The organism is Enterobacter sp. PTB (genome assembly GCF_051130085.1).
GTDB lineage: Bacteria > Pseudomonadota > Gammaproteobacteria > Enterobacterales > Enterobacteriaceae > Enterobacter > Enterobacter ludwigii.
This window is the reverse complement of record NZ_JBDKEE010000002.1, coordinates 329,918-354,641: the sequence shown is the minus strand read 5'-3', so window position 1 is coordinate 354,641 and position 24,724 is coordinate 329,918. Positions and strand designations below refer to the sequence as shown.

Sequence of the window (24,724 nt, the reverse complement as noted above, 5' to 3'; positions counted from 1 at the left end):
GCCGTTGTTTTGTCGATCTGAAGTCGTTAATCTGAACCTGAGCAACTGAGGACATCACCATGGTTCAGACGCATTTTCCCCTTCTGCCGGAGTCAACCCTGGCGGCAATCAACACGGTCGGCCAGTGGCTGGCACAGGATGATTTGGGCGATACCCGCGACGTGGCGGCGGTTGACAGGGTTATTCTGGCCGGAAACGCGGTGATGCCGACCATCGACGCTGCCTGCCGTATTGCCGCTGAACACGACGTTCCGTTACTGATTAGCGGAGGGATTGGCCATTCGACCGCGTTTTTGTATGCGGCCATCGCTCAGCATCCGCGTTATCACACTGTCCCGGTAACGGGGCGAGCGGAAGCAAGCATTCTGGCCGATATTGCCCGCCAGTTCTGGCAGATCCCTGATGCGCACGTGTGGGTTGACGATCAATCAACCAACTGCGGAGAAAACGCGCGTTTTAGCTGGAACATGCTCAAACAGCATCATCAGACGTCCGGGCGCGTGCTGGTCGTGCAGGATCCGACCATGCAACGCCGCACGATGGCAACCTTTGCCCGCGTGTGCCGTGACGAGTCTGCTTCGCCGCAGTGGGTCAGCCACCCGGGCTATACACCGGTGCTGAAAAATGGCGAAAACGGGCTGGTGTTCAGCGGGGAGAGCGCTGGCCTCTGGCCGGTAGAGCGTTATCTCTCGCTCATTTTAGGCGAGCTTCCGCGACTCTGTGATGACATGAACGGCTATGGCCCGGCCGGGCGTGATTTTATTGCACACGTTGAATTCCCCGACGAGGTGACTGCAGCGTGGGCACGGTTAAAGCAGGATCCTGTGCTTACGGATGCCCTGAACCACCGGTCGCTTCTCTGAGCAGAGGCCGTTTGCGGTATTCCCCTCTCCGCGGAGAGGGGACAGGCATTACAGCGAGGCGAATTTGTCCAGCGTGCGCACCAGCTGGGTGACGAAACCGTATTCGTTGTCATACCAGGCGACGGTTTTCACCAGTTGCAGATCGCCAGCCTCTGATACTTCGGTCTGTGTGGCGTCAAAGACAGAACCAAAGTGAGAGCCAATCACATCAGACGAAACAATCTCTTCATCGGTATAACCAAAAGATTTATTCCCCTGCGTCGCTTTTTTCAGCGCGGCGTTGATCTCCTCAACGGTGACCTTTTTACCCAGAATCGAGACCAGCTCGGTCACTGAACCGGTTTTCACCGGTACGCGCTGGGCGTGGCCTTTCAGCTTGCCGCTGAGGGCCGGAATCACCAGACCGATGGCTTTGGCCGCCCCGGTGGTGTGCGGAATAATATTCTCCGCCGCGGCGCGTGAGGCGCGAAGATCTTTCCCGCGCGGGCCATCCACCAGCGCCTGCGTGCCGGTATAGGCGTGAATGGTTGTCATGGTGCCCACTTTTATTTCAAACGCATCGTGCAGGGCTTTTGCCAGTGGGGCGAGGCAGTTGGTGGTACAGGAAGCAACGGAGATAATCGTATCACTGGCGTCAATGGTATCGTCATTCACGTTATACACGATGGTTTTCATCTCACCGGCAGGGGCAGAGATCAGCACTTTTTTGGCACCGGCCTCAAGGTGTGCCTGTGATTTTTCTGCCGACGTGTAGAAGCCGGTGCATTCCACGACGATATCCACGCCCGCGGCTTTCCACGGGATATGTTTTGCCTCTTTTTCGGCGTACACGGCGATAGTTTTTCCGTCAACAATCAGGGCGTCTTCGGTGAAATCTACGCTCCACGGGAAGCCACCGTAGTTGGAATCATGCCTGAGCAGGTAGGCCAGCACTTTGGGAGAGGTGAGATCGTTGATGGCGACGACGGTGTTGCTGTCCTGGGTTTCAAGAAGGCGACGCAGGACAAGGCGTCCTATGCGTCCAAATCCGTTAATGCCAATTTTACTCATGGTGTACTCCTGTGAACGCGTCTTTGCGACAGTTTGAACTCATCCAGGCTTAGACCATCACGGACAGGGCGGCAATTGAAGAAGCTTCATGCGAGGGGAAGTATTTGAAAAACCATACAGAAAAATTAATGAATTTTTAAGGAAAGGGGATTATGTTGGCGCGATATCGGTTATTTATCAGGAAATCTCATGCGTACTAAATATACAAGCCTGCAAATTGCTATCCACTGGCTGGTGTTTTTGTTAATCATCGTCGCCTACTGCGCGATGGAGTTCAAAGGCTTCTTCCCACGCACCGCCCGGCCGGTAATCAACATGATCCACGTTTCGTGCGGCATCTCTGTGCTGGTGTTAATGGTGACGCGTTTAGTGGTTCGCCTTAAATTCCGCGCACCGCCGATTGAACCGAAACCAAAACCGATGGTGACCGGACTGTCCCATCTTGGCCATCTGGTGGTGTATCTGCTGTTCATCGCGCTGCCGCTGATTGGTATTGTCATGATGTATAACCGCGGTACTGACTGGTTAGCCTTTGGTCTGGTGATGCCGCACGCGGCAGAATCGAATTTTGATCTGGTCGACGTTCTGAAAGAGTGGCACGAGACGCTGGCCAACGTGGGGTACGTTGTGATTGGTCTGCACGCGATGGCGGCGCTGATGCATCACTATTTCTGGAAAGACAACACCCTCCTGCGCATGATGCCAAATAAACGCCAGTAACCCATAACCGCGAGCCCTGCAGCAGTCTGCAGGGCTTTTATTTAGCGTTTTATTGCAGTTGAGCGCGTTCTTCCAGGGTTAACTCCAGCGCCTGAGTGGTGCCCGTCTCTGAGGATTTCACGGCCGCTTCCAGTACCGCCATCACCGCCAGCGCCTCGACCGGATGAACCGGATTGGTGATTTTTCCGAGTAGCGCATCACGCACGTTGATGTAGTACTGACGCTGATCGCCTTTCGGCGTGGTAACGGTCTGCGGCTCACCGTTTGCACCAAAGAACACCATGCTGTCACTGTCCTCGCCCCAGGCCTCACTGCCGGGGATCACGCCCGCCAGCAGCTGCGCTTCCTGTTGGTCGATTCGGGCTTTCACCACGCTGCCTTTATCGCCGTGAACGGTAAAACGTGCCGTTCCGCCAGCCACCAGCATGCTGCAGTGCAAAATCACTTTATGTTGCGGATAATCTAAGACCACGTGTGCCCAGTCGTTAATTTCCGCGCCGTCACGCAGCGTGGCGATATTGCCCTGTACCGACTGTGGCAGTCCAAAGAGCTGCAGCGTCTGGTCAATCAGGTGCGGCCCCAGATCAAACCACAGACCGCTACCGGGCACGTTTTGCTCTCTCCAGCGCACGCGCACTTCCGGGCGGAAACGGTCAATGTGCGACTCAAGGTGTTTGACCTTGCCAAGGGTTCCTTGCTCAATAATCTGCTTAATGCCGAGGAAGTCGCTGTCCCAGCGGCGGTTATGGAAGACGGAGAGCAGCCGTTGCTTCTCTTGCGCCAGGGCAATCAGGTCGCGTGCTTCCTGCATGTCGAGCGTGAACGGTTTATCCACGACCACATGTTTGCCTGAATTCAGGGCAAGCGTTGCCAGCGGCGCGTGGGTGGCGTTAGGGGAGGCAATCACCACCAGATCGACATCGGGATGCTGAATTGCCTCTTCCGGGGTTGCCACCACCTGAACATCAGGAAGATCGCGTTTAACCTTCTCTTCATCACGAGACGAAACCACCGCCAGCTTAAGGCCGTCCACGGACTGGATCAGCGGGGCATGGAAGGTCTTGCCTACAAATCCATACCCGATCAGCGCAATGTTGATTGTCTTCTCTTTACTCATGACCTTCTCCACGTTATTTCGCGCAAACCGTAATGTGCATTGCGCCAGGGTCCCCAAGCTCAGGCCAGGGACGATCTAAAAAGAGGTGCTGGATGTTGGATAATCCGCTGACCAGATACGGTTCACAGCGGTTTAGTTTCAGATGGTCGGCGACAATCCAGCGCTCATGGCTGGCCGCGAGCATCGCCCGTTTGACCTCGGCATCGGCCTCTTTTCCGGCGCTCAGACCGAGTTCAGCATGGATAGCACAGGCTCCCAGAATGGCGATATCCGCGCGGTAGCGTGACAGCAGGGAAAGGGTGGCGCTGCCGGCAAACAGTCGCTGCTTGTGATCCCATTTTCCGCCGAGCAGGATCAGTTCGATATCGTCACGGTCGCTGAAGTGCCACGCGATATCCAGCGAGGTGGTGATGATTGTCAGCGGTCCCTTCAGGAACGAGGCGACAGCCATTATCGTGCTCCCCGCATCCAGAAACAGCGTCGAACCTGGCGGAACAGCCTGCGCCACCTGTTTACCAAGACGTTGTTTGGTTTCCGGCAGCAGTGTATTGCGCCCCTGACGATTCATGGCCGACAGATTCAGGGCAATTGCCCCGCCGTGGTTCTTTTGCGCCAGCCCCTGTTTCTCGAGATCGGTCAGATCCCGGCGGATGGTGTCCGCTGAGACCTGCAGTTTGTCCGCCAGTTCCGTAATGCTGGCCTGCCCGTGCTCACTAATGATATCAAGCACATATTTTTGTCTGGCCGTTTTGTGCATGGGTAAATCCCGCAAAATGTCGCAATAAGTTGCATATTACAGCATTTTACCGCAGAGGGAAGGGTGTTGATCGACAGTAAGTATCAATGTCCGGTATTGTTCACATTGGTTATTATTAAAATGTTATTAATACGGTGTGAGTGATTCATTCCAAATGTTAACAGCAATGTTACTGTTGTGTTTTATTAAACATACTGGCGGATATAACCATTGTGATACCAATATGCAACCATTAATGCTTTAATGAAATTAATAAATAGCAATAAATTCTGTGTATTTTTATATTAATAGATATTAATGTTGCGTATGGCATTATGGTTACTTAAATTGACATTTCTTTGAAAATCTTTGTGTCTGACGCATGCTGAAATTAACGCAAAAATGTGCATCCGGCGATTCTAAAATTTTACTTAAATAACAAAGACTTTATTTGTTTCATTTGAAAGCCCCTTTTTAAGGTTTTGTCCAGAAACCCCATCTTTTTTCTTATCTGTAACACCACATTAACATTGTGGGTGTAGTTGCCTATAGCGCATTTTGTTATGCTGCAAACCAGTTAAAGAAATAAGTAAATTCTTATTGTCATAAGAATATGGTCGGCTCTCATCTCCAATGGAAATGGGGTTGGGGAGCGTTTGTCCAATATTTATTCGGACCCAGGTAAGATATTTGTCGAATTATTTATACCCCTTTAGGGGTAAATATTTAAGCGTCATTCAGAGTCAGGGAGATAAAAATGACTATCATGCGGAATAATATGTTGCTGAGATTTCCAGTCGCCCTGGCATTAATTTCACTAGCCTTTAATACGGCCTCTGCGAATAGCCGCCAGGTGGGGATTGCTCCGATTGCTGCGACAACATTAAAAGAGAGTATTCTTTTTGCCATCGATCGCGATCCGTCGATTAGCCAGCAGGCCGCGCAACTGGGAATAGGTCAGGCACAAATAGATGAAGCACGCAGCGGCTGGATGCCACAAATATCGTTAAACGGTAGCACCGGCCATAGCCAGACCACCGATTCCAGCGGCTCGCTGCGCAATTCTGCGGCCTGGGGATTGAGTCTGACGCAGCTGGTATACGATTTTGGCAAGACCAACAACAGCATCGACCAGTCCACGGCGCAGCGCGATAGCTATCGTTACCAGTTGATGAGCACCTTGTCTGCGGTGGCGGAAAAAACGGCGCTCAGCTACGTAGAAGTCAAACGCTATTCCGACCTGTTGCAGGCCGCCAAAGAGAACGTTCAGGCGCTCAAAAACGTTGAACAACTGGCCAAACTCCGCGCCGACGCAGGCGTCAGCTCAACCTCTGACGAGCTTCAGACGCGCACGCGCATTGCCGGTATGCAGGCCACGGTCGAGCAGTATAACGCGGCGTTAAACAGCGCCCGCGCACGGCTTGCGGTGTTGACTGGCATGGAGGCCGAGCGCTATTCACCTGTACCGGCGAAGCTTGCCGTTGAGCAAGACTCGCTTAATCGCATTGATTACTCGGCCATTCCCACGGTCATGGCCGCACAGAATATGGAGCGTTCAGCTCAGTATGGCGTGGCAACGGCAAAGTCTCAGCACTGGCCGACGTTAAGCCTGAAAGGAGGCCGCACCCGCTACGAGTCCGACAACCGTTCTTACTGGGATGACCAGATTCAGCTCAATATTGACGCGCCGCTATACCAGGGGGGCGCCGTTTCAGCCCGCGTTCGCCAGGCCGAAGGGGCAAGGGCCATGGCATCGTCTCAGGTTGACCAGGCGCGGTTCGATGTCCTGCAAAAAGCCTCTGTCGCGCAGGCTGACTGGACCGGCGCGCAGGGGAGAATGCAGGCGGGGAAGCTGCAGCTGGAAAGCGCGTTACGCGCCCGGGATGTTTACAGAAATGAATATACCCTGAGCAAGCGGAGCATTAACGATTTGCTCAGCGTTGAACAGGATGTCTGGCAAGCCACCTCAGCCAAAATAATGGCTGAATATGATGGCTGGAGCTCGGCGATTAATTACGCATCTGCCGTTGATAATTTGATGCCGCTGATCGGAATAGAGAAAAACGCTGCCGCAAAATTACCTGATTTGAGTTAAAAAACACGCGTCTTTTTGTGCGAAATAAGTAAGAAAATAATGGGTGCTTTTTCCCAGGGATAGCTACATCCATTTGGTGGACATATCCACAGGAATCCGGACACCTGCAAGGAGAGGAAAATGAGTAACGTAAAAATTGTTGATGTCATTATTCGCAAAACGGCCGAGAAAACGAAATTAACCGGAGAGGGTAATTTGTCGGTTTCTATTTCTTCGCCGAGTGTGATTGAAATTCAGGGTTCTGCTCAGGATGTTGTGCGTTATGTTCGCCAGGGTAAAGACCTGCTTATTTATATGAAAGACGGCAGCGTTATTCGCTGCAATAACTATTTTGTTGAAGATCCACAGACCCATAATCAATCAGAACTGGTCTTCAACGATCAGCAGGAACTGACGCATATTTCTTTTGCCGATGCCGGGGAAGCGTCTGGCGTTGCTGTTACCGAGTTAACCGCGCAGGCTACGCCGGTTGCCAGCATTGAGCCTTTTCTCGAGCAGGGAAGCGTTCTCAATGACGCGCCATGGGGATGGATTGCAGGCGCTGCGTTGGGCGGCGGTGCCATTGGCGCACTGCTGGCGCACGGGGGTGACGGCGAAACCAAAACCAAAGTCATCGACAACACCAAAGATGTTGAAAGCGCGACGCCGACCTTTTTGCTGACGGACAACGCGGGTGATAAGCAGGGTGTGCTGAGTGGAAAAGCGATCACGGACGACAACACCCCAACCTTTAGCGGTACCGGGCAGCCGGGCGCGACCATTCAGATTAAAGACAGCAGCGGAAGCACCATTGCCAGCACCATGGTCGGGAAAGAGGGTACCTGGACCGTAAAACTCCCGACTCAGGCTGACGGCGAACATACCTGGTCTGTCGTGCAAATCGACGGGAGCAAAACGACGCAGGCGGGCAGCATTACCGTCACAATCTCTACCGCTGACGCCAGCATCACGCTGGGGACAACGGCCGGTGACAACGTGATCAATGCCAGCGAACACTCCGCTGGCTTTACGCTGTCCGGCACCAGCAAAAATCTGGCGCAGGGAACCGGGCTTACCGTCACGCTGAACGGCAAAACCTACACGGCGGAAGTGGGGGCCGGCGGCGCATGGATCGTGAGCGTGCCTGCCGCGGATGCACAGGCGCTGGGTGACGGCACCTGGACCGTGAACGTCAGCGGTAAAGACGCCGCGGGCAATACCGTGAGCGGCAGCCAGACGATAGGTGTGGATACCAACGCGCCAGCGCTTTCTGTTGATACGATTGCGCAGGACAACGTCATCAACGCGGCTGAGCACAACCAGGCGCTGACGCTCACCGGTAAAACCGATGCGGAAGCCGGCCAGATTGTGACGGTAACGCTCAACGGGAAAAATCATACCGCCACGGTGGGGACCAACGGCACGTGGTCCGTTACGCTTCCCGCCAGCGAGGTGCAATCGCTGGCGAATGGCGACCATACGCTAACGGTGAACGTCAGCGATAAAGCGGGGAACGGATCTTCCACGACCGTCGATTTCACCGTGGATACCGCCGCCCCGGTCGTGACGATTAACACCGTTGCTGACGACGATATCCTCAATACCAGCGAGCAGGGCCAGGCGCAGATTATTTCCGGTACGGCGAGCGGTGCCGCAGCAGGGGATGTCGTGAGCGTAACCGTTGGCGGTCAGACCTTCACCGGTGTGGTACAGGCGGACGGCAGCTGGAGCGTGGGGGTGCCTGCGTCCGTGGTGGGCTTGCTGGGAGAAGGCAACCACAACATTACGGTTTCCGTTACCGATGCCGCGGGCAATACCGGCAGCGCCACACACGGCATTACGCTGAGCGGTAACCCACCGGAATTTACCGTTCATGCCATCAGCCAGGATAACGTTCTCAATGCTCAGGAGGCTATGCAGCCGCTGAGCCTGACCGGCACCAGTACTCTGCCAGACGGCAGCGCCATCACCGTGACGCTGAACAACGTCAATTATCAAACCGTTGTCGAGAACGGGAGCTGGTCAGTTCAGGTACCGGTTTCCGACGTCCTGCAACTGGCGAACACGCTGTACACCGTCAGCGTCAGCGGTACCGACAGCGTGGGCAACAGCGGCTCAGCGGAGGCCACACTGCTGGTTGATACCGTGTTGCCACAGGTGGTCATTAATACCTTTGCCGGCGACAACCGGGTGAATAACGCCGAAGTGGCCGCCGATCAAACGATCAGCGGTCGTGTCACGGGTGCAGCGGCAGGGGATACGGTGTCTGTTTCCGTTGGCGGCAAGCATTACAGCGCCACCGTGGGTAGCGATCTGACCTGGAACCTCACTATCCCGTCTGCGGATCTCAGGGCATTCGGCGACGGCGACCTGACCATTACCGCGTCAGTCACCAACAGCCACGGCAATACGGGCAGCGGCGAGCGCGATATCAATATCAACGCGGCGCTGCCGGGTCTGCGCGTTAACACCCTTTCCGGTGATGACGTGATCAATGCCATTGAGCAGCATCAGGATCTTACCGTGACCGGCTCCAGCAGCCATCTGGCCGCAGGCACGCAGATCACCGTCACCATCAATAACGTCGACTATGTCACCGTGGTCAACGCCACCGGTGGCTGGCAGATTGGTGTCCCGGCGAGCGACCTCCAGTCCTGGACGCCGGGCCATATCGCAGTGCACGTCAGTGCAGAAGATGCGTGGGGCAATGCCGTTGCCGCTGAACATCCGATCGAACTCGACCTGAACGCCGTGGCGGTTACTGTTGATGTCATCTCCGGTGATGACCGACTGAACGCGGCGGAAAAAGGCAGCGATCTCACGCTCTCTGGCCAGACGCAGGGCGTGGAAGCCGGGCAGACTGTGGTGGTGAAATTCGCCGAACGGACCTATACCGCGCAGGTGCAGCAGGACGGCTCCTGGAGCCTGACCGTACCGGCCAGCGCCATGGAAACGTTGATTGACGGCCGCGCGCAGGTGAGCGTCAGCGTGACGAACGTTAACGGCAACAGCGCCGATGCGTCGCGCGTGGTGACGGTCGATACGCTGCCTCCGGACATCACGATCAATAATCTGACCGATGACAACATTATCAGTGCCGCCGAAGCGCAGCAGGATATCGTGTTAAGCGGTAGCAGCACGGCAGAAGCGGGCCAGACGGTCACCGTCGCGCTGAACGGTAAAACCTACCAGACCACCGTTCAACATGACGGTAGCTGGCAACTGACAGTACCTGCCGCGGACGTCGGCGCACTGGTCGATGGCACCGTCACGATAACGGCAACCGTGAGCGATGTGGCAGGTAACAGCAGCAGCACGGATCGCGTCGGGCTGGTGGATGCCACCGTACCGCAGGTGACCATTAACGATTTTGTCACCGATACCAATACCATAAACCAGCTTGCCCATACCCAGGCGCAGGTCCTCAGCGGCTCCGTGACCGGAGCGGCAGCGGGTGATTGGGTCACGGTGACCATCAATAACGTGGATTACACCACCGTGGTGGATGCGGCGGGCAACTGGAGCCTCGGCCTGCCTGCGTCTGTGGTACAGGGCCTGGCGGACGGAACCTGGACGATTACGGTCTCTGTGACCGATCAATCTGGCAACACTGGCAGCAGCACGCTGGAGGTGGTGGTTAATACCGTGACGCCGGAGATAGGTATTCACACTCTGGCGGCGGACGACGTGATTAACGCCACCGAAAAAGGCGAAAATCTGCTGCTTTCCGGGACCAGCAACCAGCCAGAAGGCACCCCGATCACCGTGGCCCTGAATGGCATTCACTACACCGCCATTACGGATGCCAGCGGTAACTGGCGTGTTACCGTACCGGCCTCCGCAGTAAGCGCGCTGGGCGAGGCGCACTACACGGTGACGGCGAGCGTCACGGACAGTGTGGGTAATAGCGCGTCGGCCACGCATGATGTGCTGGTAGACAGCTCGCTGCCGGTGGTCACGCTCAACACGCTGGCGGGCGATAACATCATCAACGCGGCGGAACTGGCGGCAGGCCAGACCCTGACGGGGAAAGTCGCCAACGCGGCGGCAGGCGACATTGTCACCCTTACCCTGGGCGGCCAGACGTATACCGTTGCGGTGCAGGACGATCTTACCTGGAGCCTGCCGTTAACCCAGAGCCAGTTAACCGCGCTCGGTAACGGTGAGTTGACGGTTACGGCCAGCGTGACGAATGCGCACGGAAACACCGGTTCTGCCGCGCTGGACTTCACCATCGACGCCCAGTTGCCTGGTCTGCGTATTGATACCGTGGCGGGCGACGATGTTATCAATATCATCGAGCACGGGCAGAATCTCATTGTTTCCGGTACCAGCACCGATCTGGCAGCGGGCAGCACCGTTACCGTGACCATTAACAACATTGAGTACGTCGCCACGGTCCTGGCCGATGGAACCTGGAAAGCGGCGGTGCCTGCGGCGGATGTCAGCCAGTGGCCGGACGGTCCTCTCGACATTACAGCCCGCGCACAGGATGCTTCCGCCAACCCGGTGAATATCGGGACCGTGGTGGATGTCGATCTCGCCCCGGTCGCGATAAGCGTTAACAGCGTGACCCCTGATAACGTGCTGAACGCGGCGGAGAAGGGACACGATCTGGCGCTCTCCGGCACCACGTCTGGGGTCGAAGCCGGTCAGACGGTGACGGTCACCTTTGGCGGCAAAAGCTACACCACCACCGTGGATGCGAATGGCAACTGGGCTTACACCGTTCCGGCTGCGGATGTAAGTGGCCTGAAAGAGGGCGATGCCCGCGTTCAGGTGAGCGTGAGCAACGTGAATGGCAACCCGGCCTCTTCGTCACACGAATTCAGCGTCGATACCACTGCGCCGGCGGTCACCATCAATACGGTCAGTCACGACAACATGCTCAATGCGGCAGAGGCGGCACAGGATCTCACCCTGAGCGGCACCTCGACTGCCGAAGCGGGGCAGACGGTCACGGTGACCTTTAATGGCAATCAATACACCGCACAGGTACAGGCTGACGGCAGCTGGACGCTTGACGTGCCGGCAGCCGATCTGGCCGGTATCACCGACGGCACAGCCGTCGTTACGGCGACCGTGTCGGATAAAGCCGGTAACCCGGCCAGCACGGATGCGTCTGTGCTGGTGGACACCACCGTGCCGCAGATCACCTTCAACACCGTTGCCGGTGATGACATTCTGAATATTGCTGAACACGGTCAGGCGCTGATCGTTTCTGGCACAGTCACCGGGGCACAGGCAGGCGACGTGATCACCGTGACGCTGAACGGTAAAAATTACAGCGCAATGCTGGACGCGTCCGGCAACTGGAGTATGGGTATTCCGGCGGCTGACGCGGGCGCGCTGGGCAATGGCGACCATACGATGTCTGCGACCCTCACCGACAAAGCGGGCAACAGCATCACGCAGACGCATGAGATTGCGGTTTCCCTGACCGCTCCGGTTATCGCTATCAATACCGTTGCGGGCGATGATGTGATCAATGCCATCGAGAAAGGCGAAGATCTGCAACTCTCCGGCACCAGCAACCAGCCGGACGGCACCACGATCGTCGTGACCCTGAATGGCATTAACTACACGGCCACGACTGACGCCAGCGGCAACTGGAGCGTGACGGTACCGGCAGCAAACGTCTCGGCGCTGGGCGAAGCGAACTACACGGTCACCGCGAGCGTGACCGATACCGCAGGCAACAGCGCGAGCACCAGCCATCAGGCACTTGTCGACAGTGCGCTACCGGTGGTGACCATTAACGCTGTCGCCATTGATGATGTCATCAATGCGGCGGAAGTGACTGCGGGACAGACCCTGAGCGGAAAAGTCAGCGGTGCCGCAAGTGGTGACACTGTCACGATTTCAATGGGGGGCAACACCTGGACCGCCACCGTTGAGGATGATCTGAGCTGGTCGGTCAATGTGCCGCCTGAAGTCTTAAAGGCCATTGGCAACGGCGATTTGACCGTGATGGCAAGCGTCACTAACGGTCACGGCAATACCGGCTCCGGCAGCCGCGACATCACCATTGATGCCAACCTGCCGGGTCTGCGGGTCGATACCGTGGCGGGCGACGATGTGATTAACAGCATCGAGCATGGTCAAAACCTGATTATTAGCGGCTCCAGTGATGGGCTGAAAACCGGCTCCGCGTTGACGGTGACCGTCAATGGTAAAACCTATGCGGCGACGGTTCTGGCAGACGGGACATGGACGGCAGCGATCCCGGCCGCCGACGTCAGCGCGCTGAACGCAGGCAAGGTGACGGTAACCGTTGAGGGTCAGAGCACCGCAGGAAACCCGGTGACGATCGCGCATGACGTCACGGTCGATCTGGCCGCGGTGGCGATCAGCGTCAACGCGGTTGCCATCGACGACGTGATCAACGCGGCGGAAAAAGGCACAGACCTGGTCCTGTCGGGTACCACCACCCACGTCGAAGCCAACCAGACCGTGTATATCACCTTCGGCGGCAAGTCTTACACCGCGACCGTGGATGCCAGCGGTAACTGGACCGCTACCGTGCCTTCTGCTGATTTAGGCAGCCTGAAGGAGGGCGATGCCAGCGTGCAGGTTAGCGTCACCAACGTGAACGGCAACAGCGCGTCAGCGGGCCGTGAATACAGCGTGGATACGACCGCGCCGACGGTCTCTATCGACATTGTCAGCGACAACAACATCATTAATGCGTCTGAAGCGCAGCAGGATTTGGTGGTTAACGGCATCACGAACGCGGAAGCGGGTCAGACCGTGACCGTTACGCTGAACGGCAAGGATTACACCACCACCGTGCAGGCGGATGGCAGCTGGAGCCTGAGCGTACCGTCAACCGACCTGAGCGGCATTATCGACGGAAACTACACCATCACCGCGGCGGTATCCGACAAAGCGGGTAACCCGGCCTCGGTGGATCGTGACGTGCTGGTGGATACCACGGTGCCACAGTTGACCATTCACACCGTTTCGGATGACGACGTCATCAACAGCGTTGAGCACGCGCAGGCGTTGATTGTCACCGGGTCTGTCACCGGCGCGGCAGCGGGTGATGTGGTCACCGTCACCATCAATAATAAATCTTACACCGCCACGCTGGATGCCGCGGGCAACTGGAGCGTGGGAGTGCCTGCGGCCGACGTCACTGCTCTGGCCGCCGGGGATCACACCATCACCGCGACCCTGACCGATAAAGCGGGTAACAGCAACAGTGCGACTCACGACGTGGCCGTCAACCTTACCGCTCCGGTGCTGACCATTGACACCATTTCAGACGACGATGTCATCAATAGCACCGAGAAAACGCAGGATCTCACCCTCACCGGCACCGCGTCTGGTCTGGCGACGGGCGCGCTCGTCACCGTGATGCTGAACGGCAAAGCCTACAGCGCGACGGTGGATGATAACGGGCTGTGGACGGCTACCGTTCCGGCGGATCAGGTCGGCGCACTGGGTGAAGCGATCTACACCCTCACCGCGTCTGCAACCGATGCTGTTGGCAACAGTACCAGCGTGACTCACACCGTGAACGTGGAGTCTGTCCTGCCGGGTGTCACCATCAACACCGTGGCTGGCGACGATATTATCAATACCGCGGAGCTGGCGACCGGCCAGACTCTCAGCGGTACCGTGGTGAATGCCGAAGCGGGCAACACCGTCACCGTGACCCTCGGCGGTAACACCCTGACCGCAACGGTGCAGGATGACCTGACCTGGTCCGTCAACGTCCCGCAGTCTGTGTTAACCGCACTGGGTAACGGCGAACTGACCGTCACCGCCAGCGTGACTAACGGCGTGGGCAACAGCGGCACCGGCGAGCGCGATATCACCATCGACGCCAGCCTGCCGGGCCTGCGCGTGGATACCGTGGCGGGTGACGATGTGATCAACAGCATCGAGCATGGTCAGAACCTGATCGTGACCGGCACCAGCGAAGGACTGGCGACAGGAACCGCACTGACCGTAACGGTAAATAATAAAACCTATCCGGCCACCGTGCTGGCTGACGGCACCTGGAGTGCGGCTATTCCGGCGGCCGATGTTGGCGCGCTGGCGGCAGGCACGGTAGCGGTCACCGTTGAGGGGCAGAACAGCGCCGGTACGCCGGTGTCCATTACCCACAATGTGACGGTGGACCTTGCGGCGGTCGCCATCGGGATTGACGCCATTGCCACGGATGATGTGATTAACGCGGCTGAGAAGGGCGCGGACCTGGTGCTCTCTGGCACCACCTCCAACGTGGAGGAGAATCAGACCGTCAGCATCCTCTTCGGCGGTAAAACCTATACGGCGTCGGTGGATGCTGACGGCAAATGGACGGCGACGGTGCCGTCTGCCGACCTGGCCGGTCTGAAAGAGGGCGATGCCAGCGTGCAGGTGAGCGTCACCAACGTCAACGGCAACAGCGCGTCTGCGGGCCGCGAGTACAGCGTGGACACCACCGCGCCGTCCGTAACGATTAACACCCTGGCGGCTGACGACATCCTGAATGCGACCGAAGCGAAAGCTGACCTGACGGTGTCCGGTACCAGCACCGCCGAAGCGGGCCAGACGGTCACTGTAAGCCTGAACGGGAAGGACTACACCACCACCGTGGGCGCAGACGGCAACTGGACGCTGGACGTTCCGGCAGCCGACCTGGCGGCGCTTACGGACGGCAGCGTGACCGTGACGGCCGCCGTCAGTGACAAGGCGGGTAACCCGGCCTCGGTGGCTCACAACCTGGCTGTCGACGTGACGGTGCCGGTCGTGACCATCAACACCGTGGCGGGCGACGACGTGATTAACGTGGCTGAGCATGCGCAGGCGCAGATCGTCAGCGGCTCTGCCACCGGCGCGGCGGCGGGCGATAAAGTCACCGTGACCCTTGGCAGCCAGACCTACACCACCGTGCTGGACGCCGCGGGCAACTGGAGCGTGGGTGTTCCGGCGAACGTGATTTCTGGCCTCAGCGACGGCACCGTGACGGTCAGCGTCAGCGTCACCGATGCCGCGGGCAATACCGGATCCGGCACCCATAACGTGACCGTCGATACCGGTCTGCCTTCCGTGGGCTTCAGTACCCTCAGTGGTGACAACGTACTGAACGCGGTGGAGAAAGGTCAGGATCTGAGCGTCAGCGGTACCAGCGCCAACCTTGCGGAAGGCACCCTGGTCACCGTGACCCTGAACGGTAAACAGTACACCGCAACAACCGCGGCGGACGGCGGCTGGAGCCTGACGGTACCGGCAGCGGATCTGGCCGCGCTGGGTGAGGCGAACTACACCCTGAGCGCAACCGCGACGAACACCGTGGGGAACAGCGTCAGCAATACGGCGAACCTGCAGGTCGATACCGCGCTGCCGACCGTTATCATCAACACCGTGGCCGGTGACAACGTGATCAATGCGGCAGAAGTGGCTGCCGGTCAAACCCTGAGCGGTACCGTTGCCCACGCCGAAGCGGGCAATACCGTCACCGTTACGATGGGCGGTAACAGCTGGACGGCGACGGTGCAGGATGACCTGACCTGGTCCGTCAACGTGCCTTCAGAGGTGCTGACGGCGCTGGGTAACGGCGGACTGAGCGTGACGGCCACCGTCACCAACGGACACGGCAATACCGGTTCCAGCGAACGCGATATCACCATTGACGCCAGCCTGCCGGGCCTGCGTGTCGATACCGTGGCAGGCGACGATGTGATTAACAGCATCGAGCATGGCCAGAACCTGATTGTCAGCGGCTCCAGCGATGGGCTGGCAGCGGGCACGGCACTGACCGTCACCGTGAACGGCAAAACCTATGCGGCGTCCGTACTGGCGGACGGGACCTGGAACGCAGCCGTGCCGGCCGCAGACGTCAGCGCGTGGCCGGAAGGCACCGTGAAAATTACCGTTACCGGTGATAGCCCGACGGGCAACCCGATGACCATCAGCCACGACGTGACGGTGGATCTGGCGACCGTGGCGATCAGCATTAACGCCATCGCTACCGATGACGTGATTAACGCGGCGGAAAAAGGGACCGATCTGGTGCTGTCAGGTGCGACCACCAACGTGGAAGCCGGACAGACCGTCACCCTCGCCATGGGCGGTAAAATCTATACCACCACTGTCGATGCGAGCGGTAACTGGACTTATACCGTACCGTCTGCTGACCTGGCCGGTCTGAAAGAGGGCGATGCCAGCGTGCAGGTGAGCGTCACCAACGTCAACGGCAACAGCGCGTCTGCGGGTCGCGAGTACAGCGTGGACACCACCGCGCCGTCCGTAACGATTAACACCCTGGCGGCTGACGACATCCTGAATGCGACCGAAGCGAAAGCTGACCTGACGGTGTCCGGTACCAGCACCGCCGAAGCGGGCCAGACGGTCACCGTAAGCCTGAACGGGAAGGACTACACCACCACCGTGGGGGCAGACGGCAACTGGACGCTGGACGTTCCGGCAGCCGACCTGGCGGCGCTTACGGACGGCAGCGTGACCGTAACGGCCGCCGTCAGTGACAAGGCGGGTAACCCGGCCTCGGTGGCTCACAACCTGACGGTCGACGTGACGGTGCCGGTCGTGACCATCAACACCGTGGCGGGCGACGACGTGATTAACGTGGCTGAGCATGCGCAGGCACAGATCGTCAGCGGCTCCGCCACCGGCGCGGCGGCGGGCGATAAAGTCACCGTGACCCTTGGCAGCCAGACCTACACCACCGTGCTGGACGCCGCGGGCAACTGGAGCGTGGGCGTTCCGGCGAACGTGATTTCTGGCCTCAGCGACGGCACCGTGACGGTCAGCGTCAGCGTCACCGATGCCGCGGGCAATACCGGATCCGGTACACATAACGTGACCGTCGATACCGGGCTGCCTTCCGTGGGCTTCAGTACCCTGAGCGGCGACAATGTGCTGAACGCGGTGGAGAAAGGTCAGGATCTGAGCGTCAGCGGTACCAGCGCCAACCTTGCGGAAGGTACCCTGGTCACCGTGACCCTGAACGGCAAACAATACACCGCAACAACCGCGGCGGACGGCGGCTGGAGCCTGACGGTACCGGCAGCGGATCTGGCCGCGCTGGGTGAGGCGAACTACACCCTGAGCGCAACCGCGACGAACACCGTGGGTAACAGCGTCAGCAATACGGCGAACCTGCAGGTCGACACCGCGCTGCCGACCGTCACCATCAACACCGTGGCCGGTGACAACGTCATCAATGCAGCGGAAGTGGCGGCAGGCCAGACGATCGGCGGGAAAGTGGTGAACGCCGAAGCGGGTAATACCGTGACGGTCTCTGTCGGTGGCAATACCTACACCACAACGGTACAGAGCGATCTGAGCTGGTCTGTAGACGTCCCGCAGTCCGTGCTGACCGCGCTGGGTAATGGCGACCTGACCGTCACCGCAACGGTTACCAACGGACACGGCAATACCGGTTCCGGCGAGCGTGATATCTCCATCGATGCCAGCCTGCCGGGCCTGCGTGTCGATACCGTGGCAGGCGACGATGTGATCAACAGCATTGAGCAGGGTCAGAACCTGATTGTCAGCGGCTCCAGCGATGGGCTGGCAGCGGGGACCATGCTTACGGTAACGGTGAACGGCAAAACCTATGCGGCGTCCGTACTGGCTGACGGGACCTGGAACGCGGCTATTCCGGCGGCGGATGTAAGCGCGCTGCCGGCAGGAACGGTAACCGTTACCGTTGCAGGCCAAAGCACCACGGGCAATCCGGTGACCATCAGCCACGACGTGACGGTGGATCTGGCGACCGTCGCCATCAGCATTGATACCATTGCCGTTGACGATGTGATTAACGCGGCGGAGAAAGGGGCAGACCTGCTGCTTTCCGGCACCACCAGCAACGTGGAAGCCAACCAGACCGTCAGCATCACCTTTGGTGGCAAGCACTACACGGCCACCGTTGATGCCAGCGGTAACTGGACGGCGACGGTACCGTCTGCTGACCTGGCCGGTCTGAAAGAGGGCGATGCCAGCGTACAGGTGAGCGTCACCAACGTGAACGGCAACAGCGCCTCAGCAGGGCGCGAATACAGCGTCGATGCGACCGCGCCTGCCGTGACGATTGATACGGTTGCCGGCGACAACGTGATCAACGCCAGCGAAGCGTCTGCAGGTGTGGCCATCACCGGCACCACCACGGCAGAAGCGGGTCAGACGGTCACCGTAACGCTCGGCAATAAGCAGTACACTGCGCAGGTTCAGTCAGGCGGCACGTGGAGTGTGAATGTGCCCGGGGCCGACCTGACCGCGATGGCCGACAACGGCTACACCGTACAGGTTAGCGTGAGCGATGCGGCCGGTAACCCAGGCAGCGCGGATAAAGCCATTACCCTTGACACCACGCCACCGGTTATCAGCTTTAACGCGGTCGCCGTTGATGATGTGATCAACAGCGTGGAGCATGCGCAGGCGCAGATCGTCAGCGGTAGTGCAACCGGTGCAAACGTCGGCGACAGGCTGGTGATTACCGTCGGGTCTCATCAGTACACGACAACGGTAGATGCGAGCGGCAACTGGAGCGTGGGCGTACCGGCCAGCGTAATTTCCTCGCTGGCTGACGGCACCGCGACCCTCAGCGCAACCATTACCGACAGTGCGGGCAACAGCAGCACGAAGACCCATGATGTGGTGGTCAACACGGCCTCGGTGGCGCTGACCGTGAATACCATTGCCGGCGACGACGTGATCAACGCGGCAGAAGCAGGCACCTCGCTGGTGATTAACGGCTCGAGCGCGCAGTTTGCCAGCGGGACGCAGGTCACGGTAACCCTGAACGGTAAAAGCTACACCGCCACCATTCAGAGCGACGGCTCCTGGACGACTACCGTGCCGGCTGCTGATGTGGGCGCACTGACCGATGGCGGACATTATCCTGTCTCCGTTGCTGCCCAGGACAGCGCGGGCAACAGCGCGTCGGCAACGCACGGCATCAGCGTGGATACCACCGCGCCGGTGATCGGTGTGAATACGCTCTCTGGCGACGACGTGTTAAATGCAGCAGAAGCACAGCAGCCGCTGACCGTGCACGGTTCTACCAGCGCGGAAGCCGGGCAGACCGTTACCGTAACGCTGGGGGGGAAAACCTACAGCGCAACGGTGGCGAACGATGGTACGTGGACGCTGGATGTGCCAGCCGCCGACCTGGCGGCCCTGAATCAAGGGGCGCTGACGCTGACCGCTTCAGTCAACGATAAAGCGGGTAACAGCGGACAGACCACTCACACCCTGACGGTGGATACCGTAGCGCCAACCGTAACCATCGGCACTGTGGCGGATGACGATATTGTCAATAACGCTGAGCAGCTGGCAGGCCAGACCATCAGCGGCACCACCACGGCGGAAGAGGGCCAGACGGTGACGGTTTCCTTCAACGATCACAACTATCAGGCGACCGTGGGGGCGGACGGCTCGTGGTCGGTCTTTGTGCCGGGACATGACTTCCTCGGCCTGAGCGACGGGAATTACACCCTAACGGCGACGGTGATCGACAAGGCCGGTAACCCGGGCAGCGCGACGCACGACGTGACGCTAAACGGTGATGTCCCGACCATAACTATCCACACCTTTGCGCAGGACGATATCGTCAGTGCCGCTGAACATGGTATCCCTCTGGTGGTCAGTGGTACCACCGACGCGCCTGCTGGCCAGACGGTGACCATCACCCTGAACGGCAAAACCTACACCACAACCGTGCAGGCTGACGGTAGCTGGAACTATACCGTAGGCAGTGCAGACGTGACCGCGCTGGCAGACGGAGGATCGTATGTGATCCATGCCCAGGTGAGTAACACCATCGGTAACACTGCCAGCGACGATCACACCGTGACCGTGGATCTGACCGCGCCGTCAATGGGGATCAGTATCGACGCCCTGCAAAACGATACCGGGCTGAGCGCGAGTGATTTCATCACCAACGACAGCCAGATTATTGTTAACGGTTCATTGACCGCGCAGCTCGGCAATAACGAGAAAGCGCAGATCAGCGTGGACGGCGGGGCGAGCTGGATTGACCTGGCCGTTACGGGCACCACCTGGCGCTACACCGATGGCCGCACCCTGACGGACGGTACGTATCAGTACCAGGTCCGCGTGATTGATAACGCGGGTAACGTAGGGGCAACGGACAGCCAGAACGTGGTGGTGGATCTCACCGCGCCTGCGGCGACGACCATTACGGTCGATTCCGTCAGTCAGGATACCGGTTTGTCTGGCAGCGACTTTATCACCAGCGATAACCAGATCAGCCTGAAAGGGACGCTCGGTGCGGCGCTGGGGAGTGGCGATCACGCGCAGATCAGCCTCGACGGCGGCGTAACCTGGACGGATGTCAGCGTCAGCGGACTGAGCTGGACCTGGGTTGATACCCGCACGCTGGCGGACGGCGATTATAACTATCAGCTTCGCGTGATTGACGATGCGGGCAATATCAGCGCCACCACCAGCCAGGTGGTCACCATTGATACCGTGGCACCCGATGCCAGTAAAACCATCGCCATTGACAGCATCAGCGATGACACTGGCCTGAGCAGCAGCGACTTTATCACCCATGATACCTCGCTGACGCTGCATGGCTCGCTCGGCGCGACGCTGGCTGACGGCGAATATGCGCAAATCAGCATCGATGGTGGCGTGACCTGGCAGAATATGATTGTCACCGGCAACAGCTGGTACTACGTGGACGGCCGCACGTTGGGTAATGCCACTTATGACTATTATGTGCGCGTGGTGGATGCCGCAGGTAACGTGGGATCCAGTGCCCATCAGCAGGTGACTGTCGATACGGTTGCCCCGGATGCGGCGATTACGGTGACCGTGGATAACATCACCGTGGATACCGGCTTTGACAACAACGACTTCCTGACCAGTTCAACGTCATACACCCTGAACGGGACGCTGGGGGCGCAACCCGGTGCGGGCGAGTATGTTCAGGTCAGTATGGATGGCGGCACCACCTGGGTTAACGCGACGGTGAATGGCACACAGTGGAGCTATAACGACACGCGTACCCTGGCCGACGGTAGCTACAACTATCAGGTGCGGGTGGTCGATCTGGCCGGTAACGTCGGGGCAACCACGTCGCAGACGGTCACGGTTGATACCCACGCGCCTCAGTACGGCATCACCATTGACAGCATCAGTGAAGATACCGGGCAGTCCGGCACTGATTTCATCACCATGGACACCACGCTTACGCTCAACGGCTCGCTTGGCAGCGCGCTGGCCAATGATGAACGCGTGCAGATTAGCCTGGACGGCGGGAATACCTGGACAGATGCAACGGTAACCAACCAGCGCTGGAGCTACACCGATACCCGCGATCTGGCTGACGGTGATTACACCTATCAGGTGCGGATTATCGACCAGGCAGGCAACGTGGGCTCAACCTCATCGCAGGTGGTGACGGTGGATACCACGCCGCCAACCACCGTGGGCACCGTGGTGAGCTATACCGATGGCGAAGGTGAACGTCAGGGCTCCTTTGGCAGCACGATGGCGACGGATGACAGCTCGCCGCTGATCAACGGAACGCTGAACCGCGCACCGGATGACGGTGAGATTGTGCAGCTTTATCGTGACGGGATCCTGCTGGGCCAAGTCACGATGAACGGTAGCGCAAGCTGGTCCTTCCAGGATAACGGCCTGAGCGATGGCAATCATACGTATATCCTGCGGGTAACCGATAAAGCCGGTAACTATACGGAATCGGACGGGTTTGTACTGAACGTCGATACCAGTATCCCGACCACCACGGCGGCAATTACCGCGCAGACAACATCGGATACCACGCCGATTGTCAGCGGAACGGTCTCCGCGGATCTGGTGAACGGCGAGTACCTGGTGGTGAATGTGAACGGTAAAACCTACACGTCGCAGACGGGCGGCGCGGTGGTGGTCGACCCGGATCACAACACCTGGTATCTGCAGATCCCGGACAGCGATGCACTGAGCGTTGCCAGCTATAACGTAACGGCACAGGTGAAGAGCAGTGCGGGTAACGGCAATACCACCGGGACGGCGAGCGGCAGCCTGGTGATTGATACCACAACGGTGAATACCAGTTGGGCCACCACGGCGGGTAACAGCGATAACTCGACCATGACCGTCGGCATGAACAGCAGCGGCCTGTGGAATATCATTGCTAACGGACAGTCCTATTCCAGCAGTGATGATTCAACCTACGCGGCGAACGCGCTAACCAATACGCGTGGCTTCCCTGCCGTAAGCCAGACCGCCGCCGATTTCGACCGTAACGGCACGCAGGACATCTTTGCGACTGAAACCACCTACGGCGGGTCTACACAGGTGATGTGGACCTACGATGGCAGCACTTACAACGCCAGCCAACTGGGTATGGGAACCACTATCTGGTATGGCGGTGTCATTGCCTACGATAAAACCGGTGACGGGTATCTGGACCTTGCGTATGGCGATGCCGGTGCGGACTCCATTACCTACCTTATTAACAACAAAGGGGTGCTCACGCCGGATGGGAACTATGGCGGCGCCGGGTTCTGGGGACAATTCACCACCATGCGTGAAATCTCCGGCGTCGACCTGAATAACGACGGCACCGTGGATGTGGTTCAGCACACCAACCGCAGCGGCGCGTACTCGCTTACCGTGATTAACAACAACGGTAACGGGACGTTATCCCTCGGTCAGAACCTGACTAACGTGTTTGTTGCAAACGTGGCGAATACCACCACAGCGGCGTCGATGACGTGGGCGGATTTCAACGGCGATGGCTACATGGATCTGTACCTGGGCAGCAGCTACAACAACAACGGCGGGGTGATCTACTACAACGACGGTACCGGGAAACTCTCCACCACCAAGAGCGCGGTTGAGGCCTCTAACGCGTCTGCAGGGTATCTGTCGGTGGCGGTGGACTGGAACGCCGACGGCCAGATGGACGTCATCAAGCTCAGTACCTACAGCGGATCGCAGACCGCAACCCTGTTTACCAACAACGGTTACGGTTCAAGCTGGACATCAAGTCAGCTGGCTTCCGGACTGGCGAACGTCACCGGTGTGGCCGCCGTGGATTACAACTGGGACGGCGCGCAGGATCTGCTGGTGTCGCAGCAGAACGGCAAGGTGGTGCTGGTGCAAAACAGCAAAACCGTTGCCGACGGCACGGCGATGCATCTGCACATTGTCGACAGTGAGGGTATCAACGCCTACTACGGTAATACGGTCAATCTGTATAACGCGGCGGGCGTACTGGTGGCCTCGCAGATCATCAACGCCCAGTCCGGTATCGGTTCGAACGATACCTCTGCACTGGTGAGTTTCTACGGTCTGGATCCGAATGAAACTTACTCGGCCGAGATCCTGAAAATCACCAATGGCGTGTCGGATAACGTCACCTGGAGCGGTCTGGAAGCCGGCAACGGCAAAGAGGGCTACGTCCTCACTGCCGAAGCAGCAACCGGAGGGCACAGCGGGACGCTTACCGGTACCGGGTATAACGACACCTTTATCGCCGAGGACGGCACGTATACCTATAACGGTTCCGGCGGCTGGACGACCCACTCGGATCACGACACCTGGAGTAACACCGGGGGGATGGACGTGGTGGACTACCGCAATGCGACGTCCGGCGTGACCGTCGACCTGCGTCTTTCTACCGCGCAGGACACCGGGTTTGGTACCTCACGCCTGCTGAACATTGAGGGCATTAACGGCTCGGACTTTGACGATGTCATTACCGGCAACAGCGGTAACAACCAGTTCGAAGGCCGTGGCGGTAACGACACGTTCAATATTGGCAGCGGCGGTCACGATACGCTGCTCTATACGTTGATCAACGCCTCCAATGCCACAGGCGGTAACGGCAGTGATGTGGTGAACGGCTTTACGGTAGGCACCTGGGAAGGCACGGCGGATACGGATCGTATTGACCTGCGCGACCTGCTTTCAGGCAGCGGCTACACCGGTACGGGCTCAGCGAGCTATGTGAACGGGGTCGCCACGCTGGACGGCAGTGCGGGGAATATCACCGATTACATCCGCGTGGTGCAGAACGGCAGCAATACCGAAATCCAGGTTGACCTGGACGGTAGCGGCGGTCAGTTCTCACCCACAACGCTGGTCACGCTGAACGGCGTGCAGACCGATCTGGCTACGCTGCTGGCAAATCATCAACTGTTAATTGCGTAAAACTATGCCGCGAGGAG

At 58.6% G+C, this 24,724-nt stretch carries 7 protein-coding genes and 1 pseudogene; 5 read left to right on the top strand and 3 right to left on the bottom strand.

The features are described from left to right. Nucleotides 1-59: 59 nt before the first annotated feature. On the top strand, nt 60-863 hold the full coding sequence (locus AAIR21_RS03745) for a YdcF family protein (RefSeq protein WP_044866483.1): 804 nt from the start codon (nt 60-62) through the stop codon (nt 861-863). A 48-nt stretch (nt 864-911) separates the two neighbouring features. On the opposite strand, the gene gap is transcribed toward AAIR21_RS03745, so the two are convergent. Beyond that, nucleotides 912-1,913, bottom strand: coding sequence for a type I glyceraldehyde-3-phosphate dehydrogenase (gap, locus tag AAIR21_RS03740; RefSeq protein WP_020884211.1), 1,002 nt, complete (start codon nt 1,911-1,913; stop codon nt 912-914). Nucleotides 1,914-2,102: 189 nt separating this feature from the next. Between gap and cybB the strand changes: the two genes are divergently transcribed. Beyond that, entirely contained in the window at nt 2,103-2,633 is a 531-nt protein-coding gene (gene cybB / locus AAIR21_RS03735; RefSeq protein ID WP_183516374.1) for a cytochrome b561, read from the top strand. Nucleotides 2,634-2,682: 49 nt separating this feature from the next. Here cybB and AAIR21_RS03730 read toward each other — a convergent pair whose 3' ends face one another. Further along, complete coding sequence (locus tag AAIR21_RS03730; RefSeq protein ID WP_183516373.1) at nt 2,683-3,750, bottom strand: oxidoreductase; 1,068 nt, start codon at nt 3,748-3,750, stop codon at nt 2,683-2,685. 13 nt (nt 3,751-3,763) lie between these two features. Further along, a complete protein-coding gene (locus AAIR21_RS03725; RefSeq protein WP_149376560.1) occupies nt 3,764-4,507 on the bottom strand; it encodes a DeoR/GlpR family DNA-binding transcription regulator in 744 nt (247 codons plus the stop codon). 736 nt (nt 4,508-5,243) lie between these two features. On the opposite strand from AAIR21_RS03725, the gene AAIR21_RS03720 reads away from it, so the two are divergent. From AAIR21_RS03720 to AAIR21_RS03710, 3 genes and pseudogenes are all read left to right on the top strand, one after another. Next, nucleotides 5,244-6,581, top strand: a complete 1,338-nt coding sequence (locus AAIR21_RS03720; protein ID WP_063215356.1) for a TolC family outer membrane protein — start codon at nt 5,244-5,246, stop codon at nt 6,579-6,581. Between the two features lie 120 nt (nt 6,582-6,701). Continuing rightward, nucleotides 6,702-8,612, top strand: a pseudogene (locus AAIR21_RS03715) (Ig-like domain-containing protein); the annotation flags it as partial. A 48-nt stretch (nt 8,613-8,660) separates the two neighbouring features. Next, nucleotides 8,661-24,707, top strand: coding sequence for an Ig-like domain-containing protein (locus AAIR21_RS03710; protein ID WP_410392182.1), 16,047 nt, complete (start codon nt 8,661-8,663; stop codon nt 24,705-24,707). Nucleotides 24,708-24,724: the final 17 nt, after the last annotated feature.

What these genes read in the sequence shown, in the direction of transcription:
- AAIR21_RS03745 (WP_044866483.1), top strand. Translation starts at nt 60, where the DNA reads ATGGTTCAGACGCATTTTCCCCTTCTGCCGGAGTCAACCCTGGCGGCA.
- gap (WP_020884211.1), bottom strand. Translation starts at nt 1,913, where the DNA reads ATGAGTAAAATTGGCATTAACGGATTTGGACGCATAGGACGCCTTGTC.
- cybB (WP_183516374.1), top strand. Translation starts at nt 2,103, where the DNA reads ATGCGTACTAAATATACAAGCCTGCAAATTGCTATCCACTGGCTGGTG.
- AAIR21_RS03730 (WP_183516373.1), bottom strand. Translation starts at nt 3,750, where the DNA reads ATGAGTAAAGAGAAGACAATCAACATTGCGCTGATCGGGTATGGATTT.
- AAIR21_RS03725 (WP_149376560.1), bottom strand. Translation starts at nt 4,507, where the DNA reads ATGCACAAAACGGCCAGACAAAAATATGTGCTTGATATCATTAGTGAG.
- AAIR21_RS03720 (WP_063215356.1), top strand. Translation starts at nt 5,244, where the DNA reads ATGACTATCATGCGGAATAATATGTTGCTGAGATTTCCAGTCGCCCTG.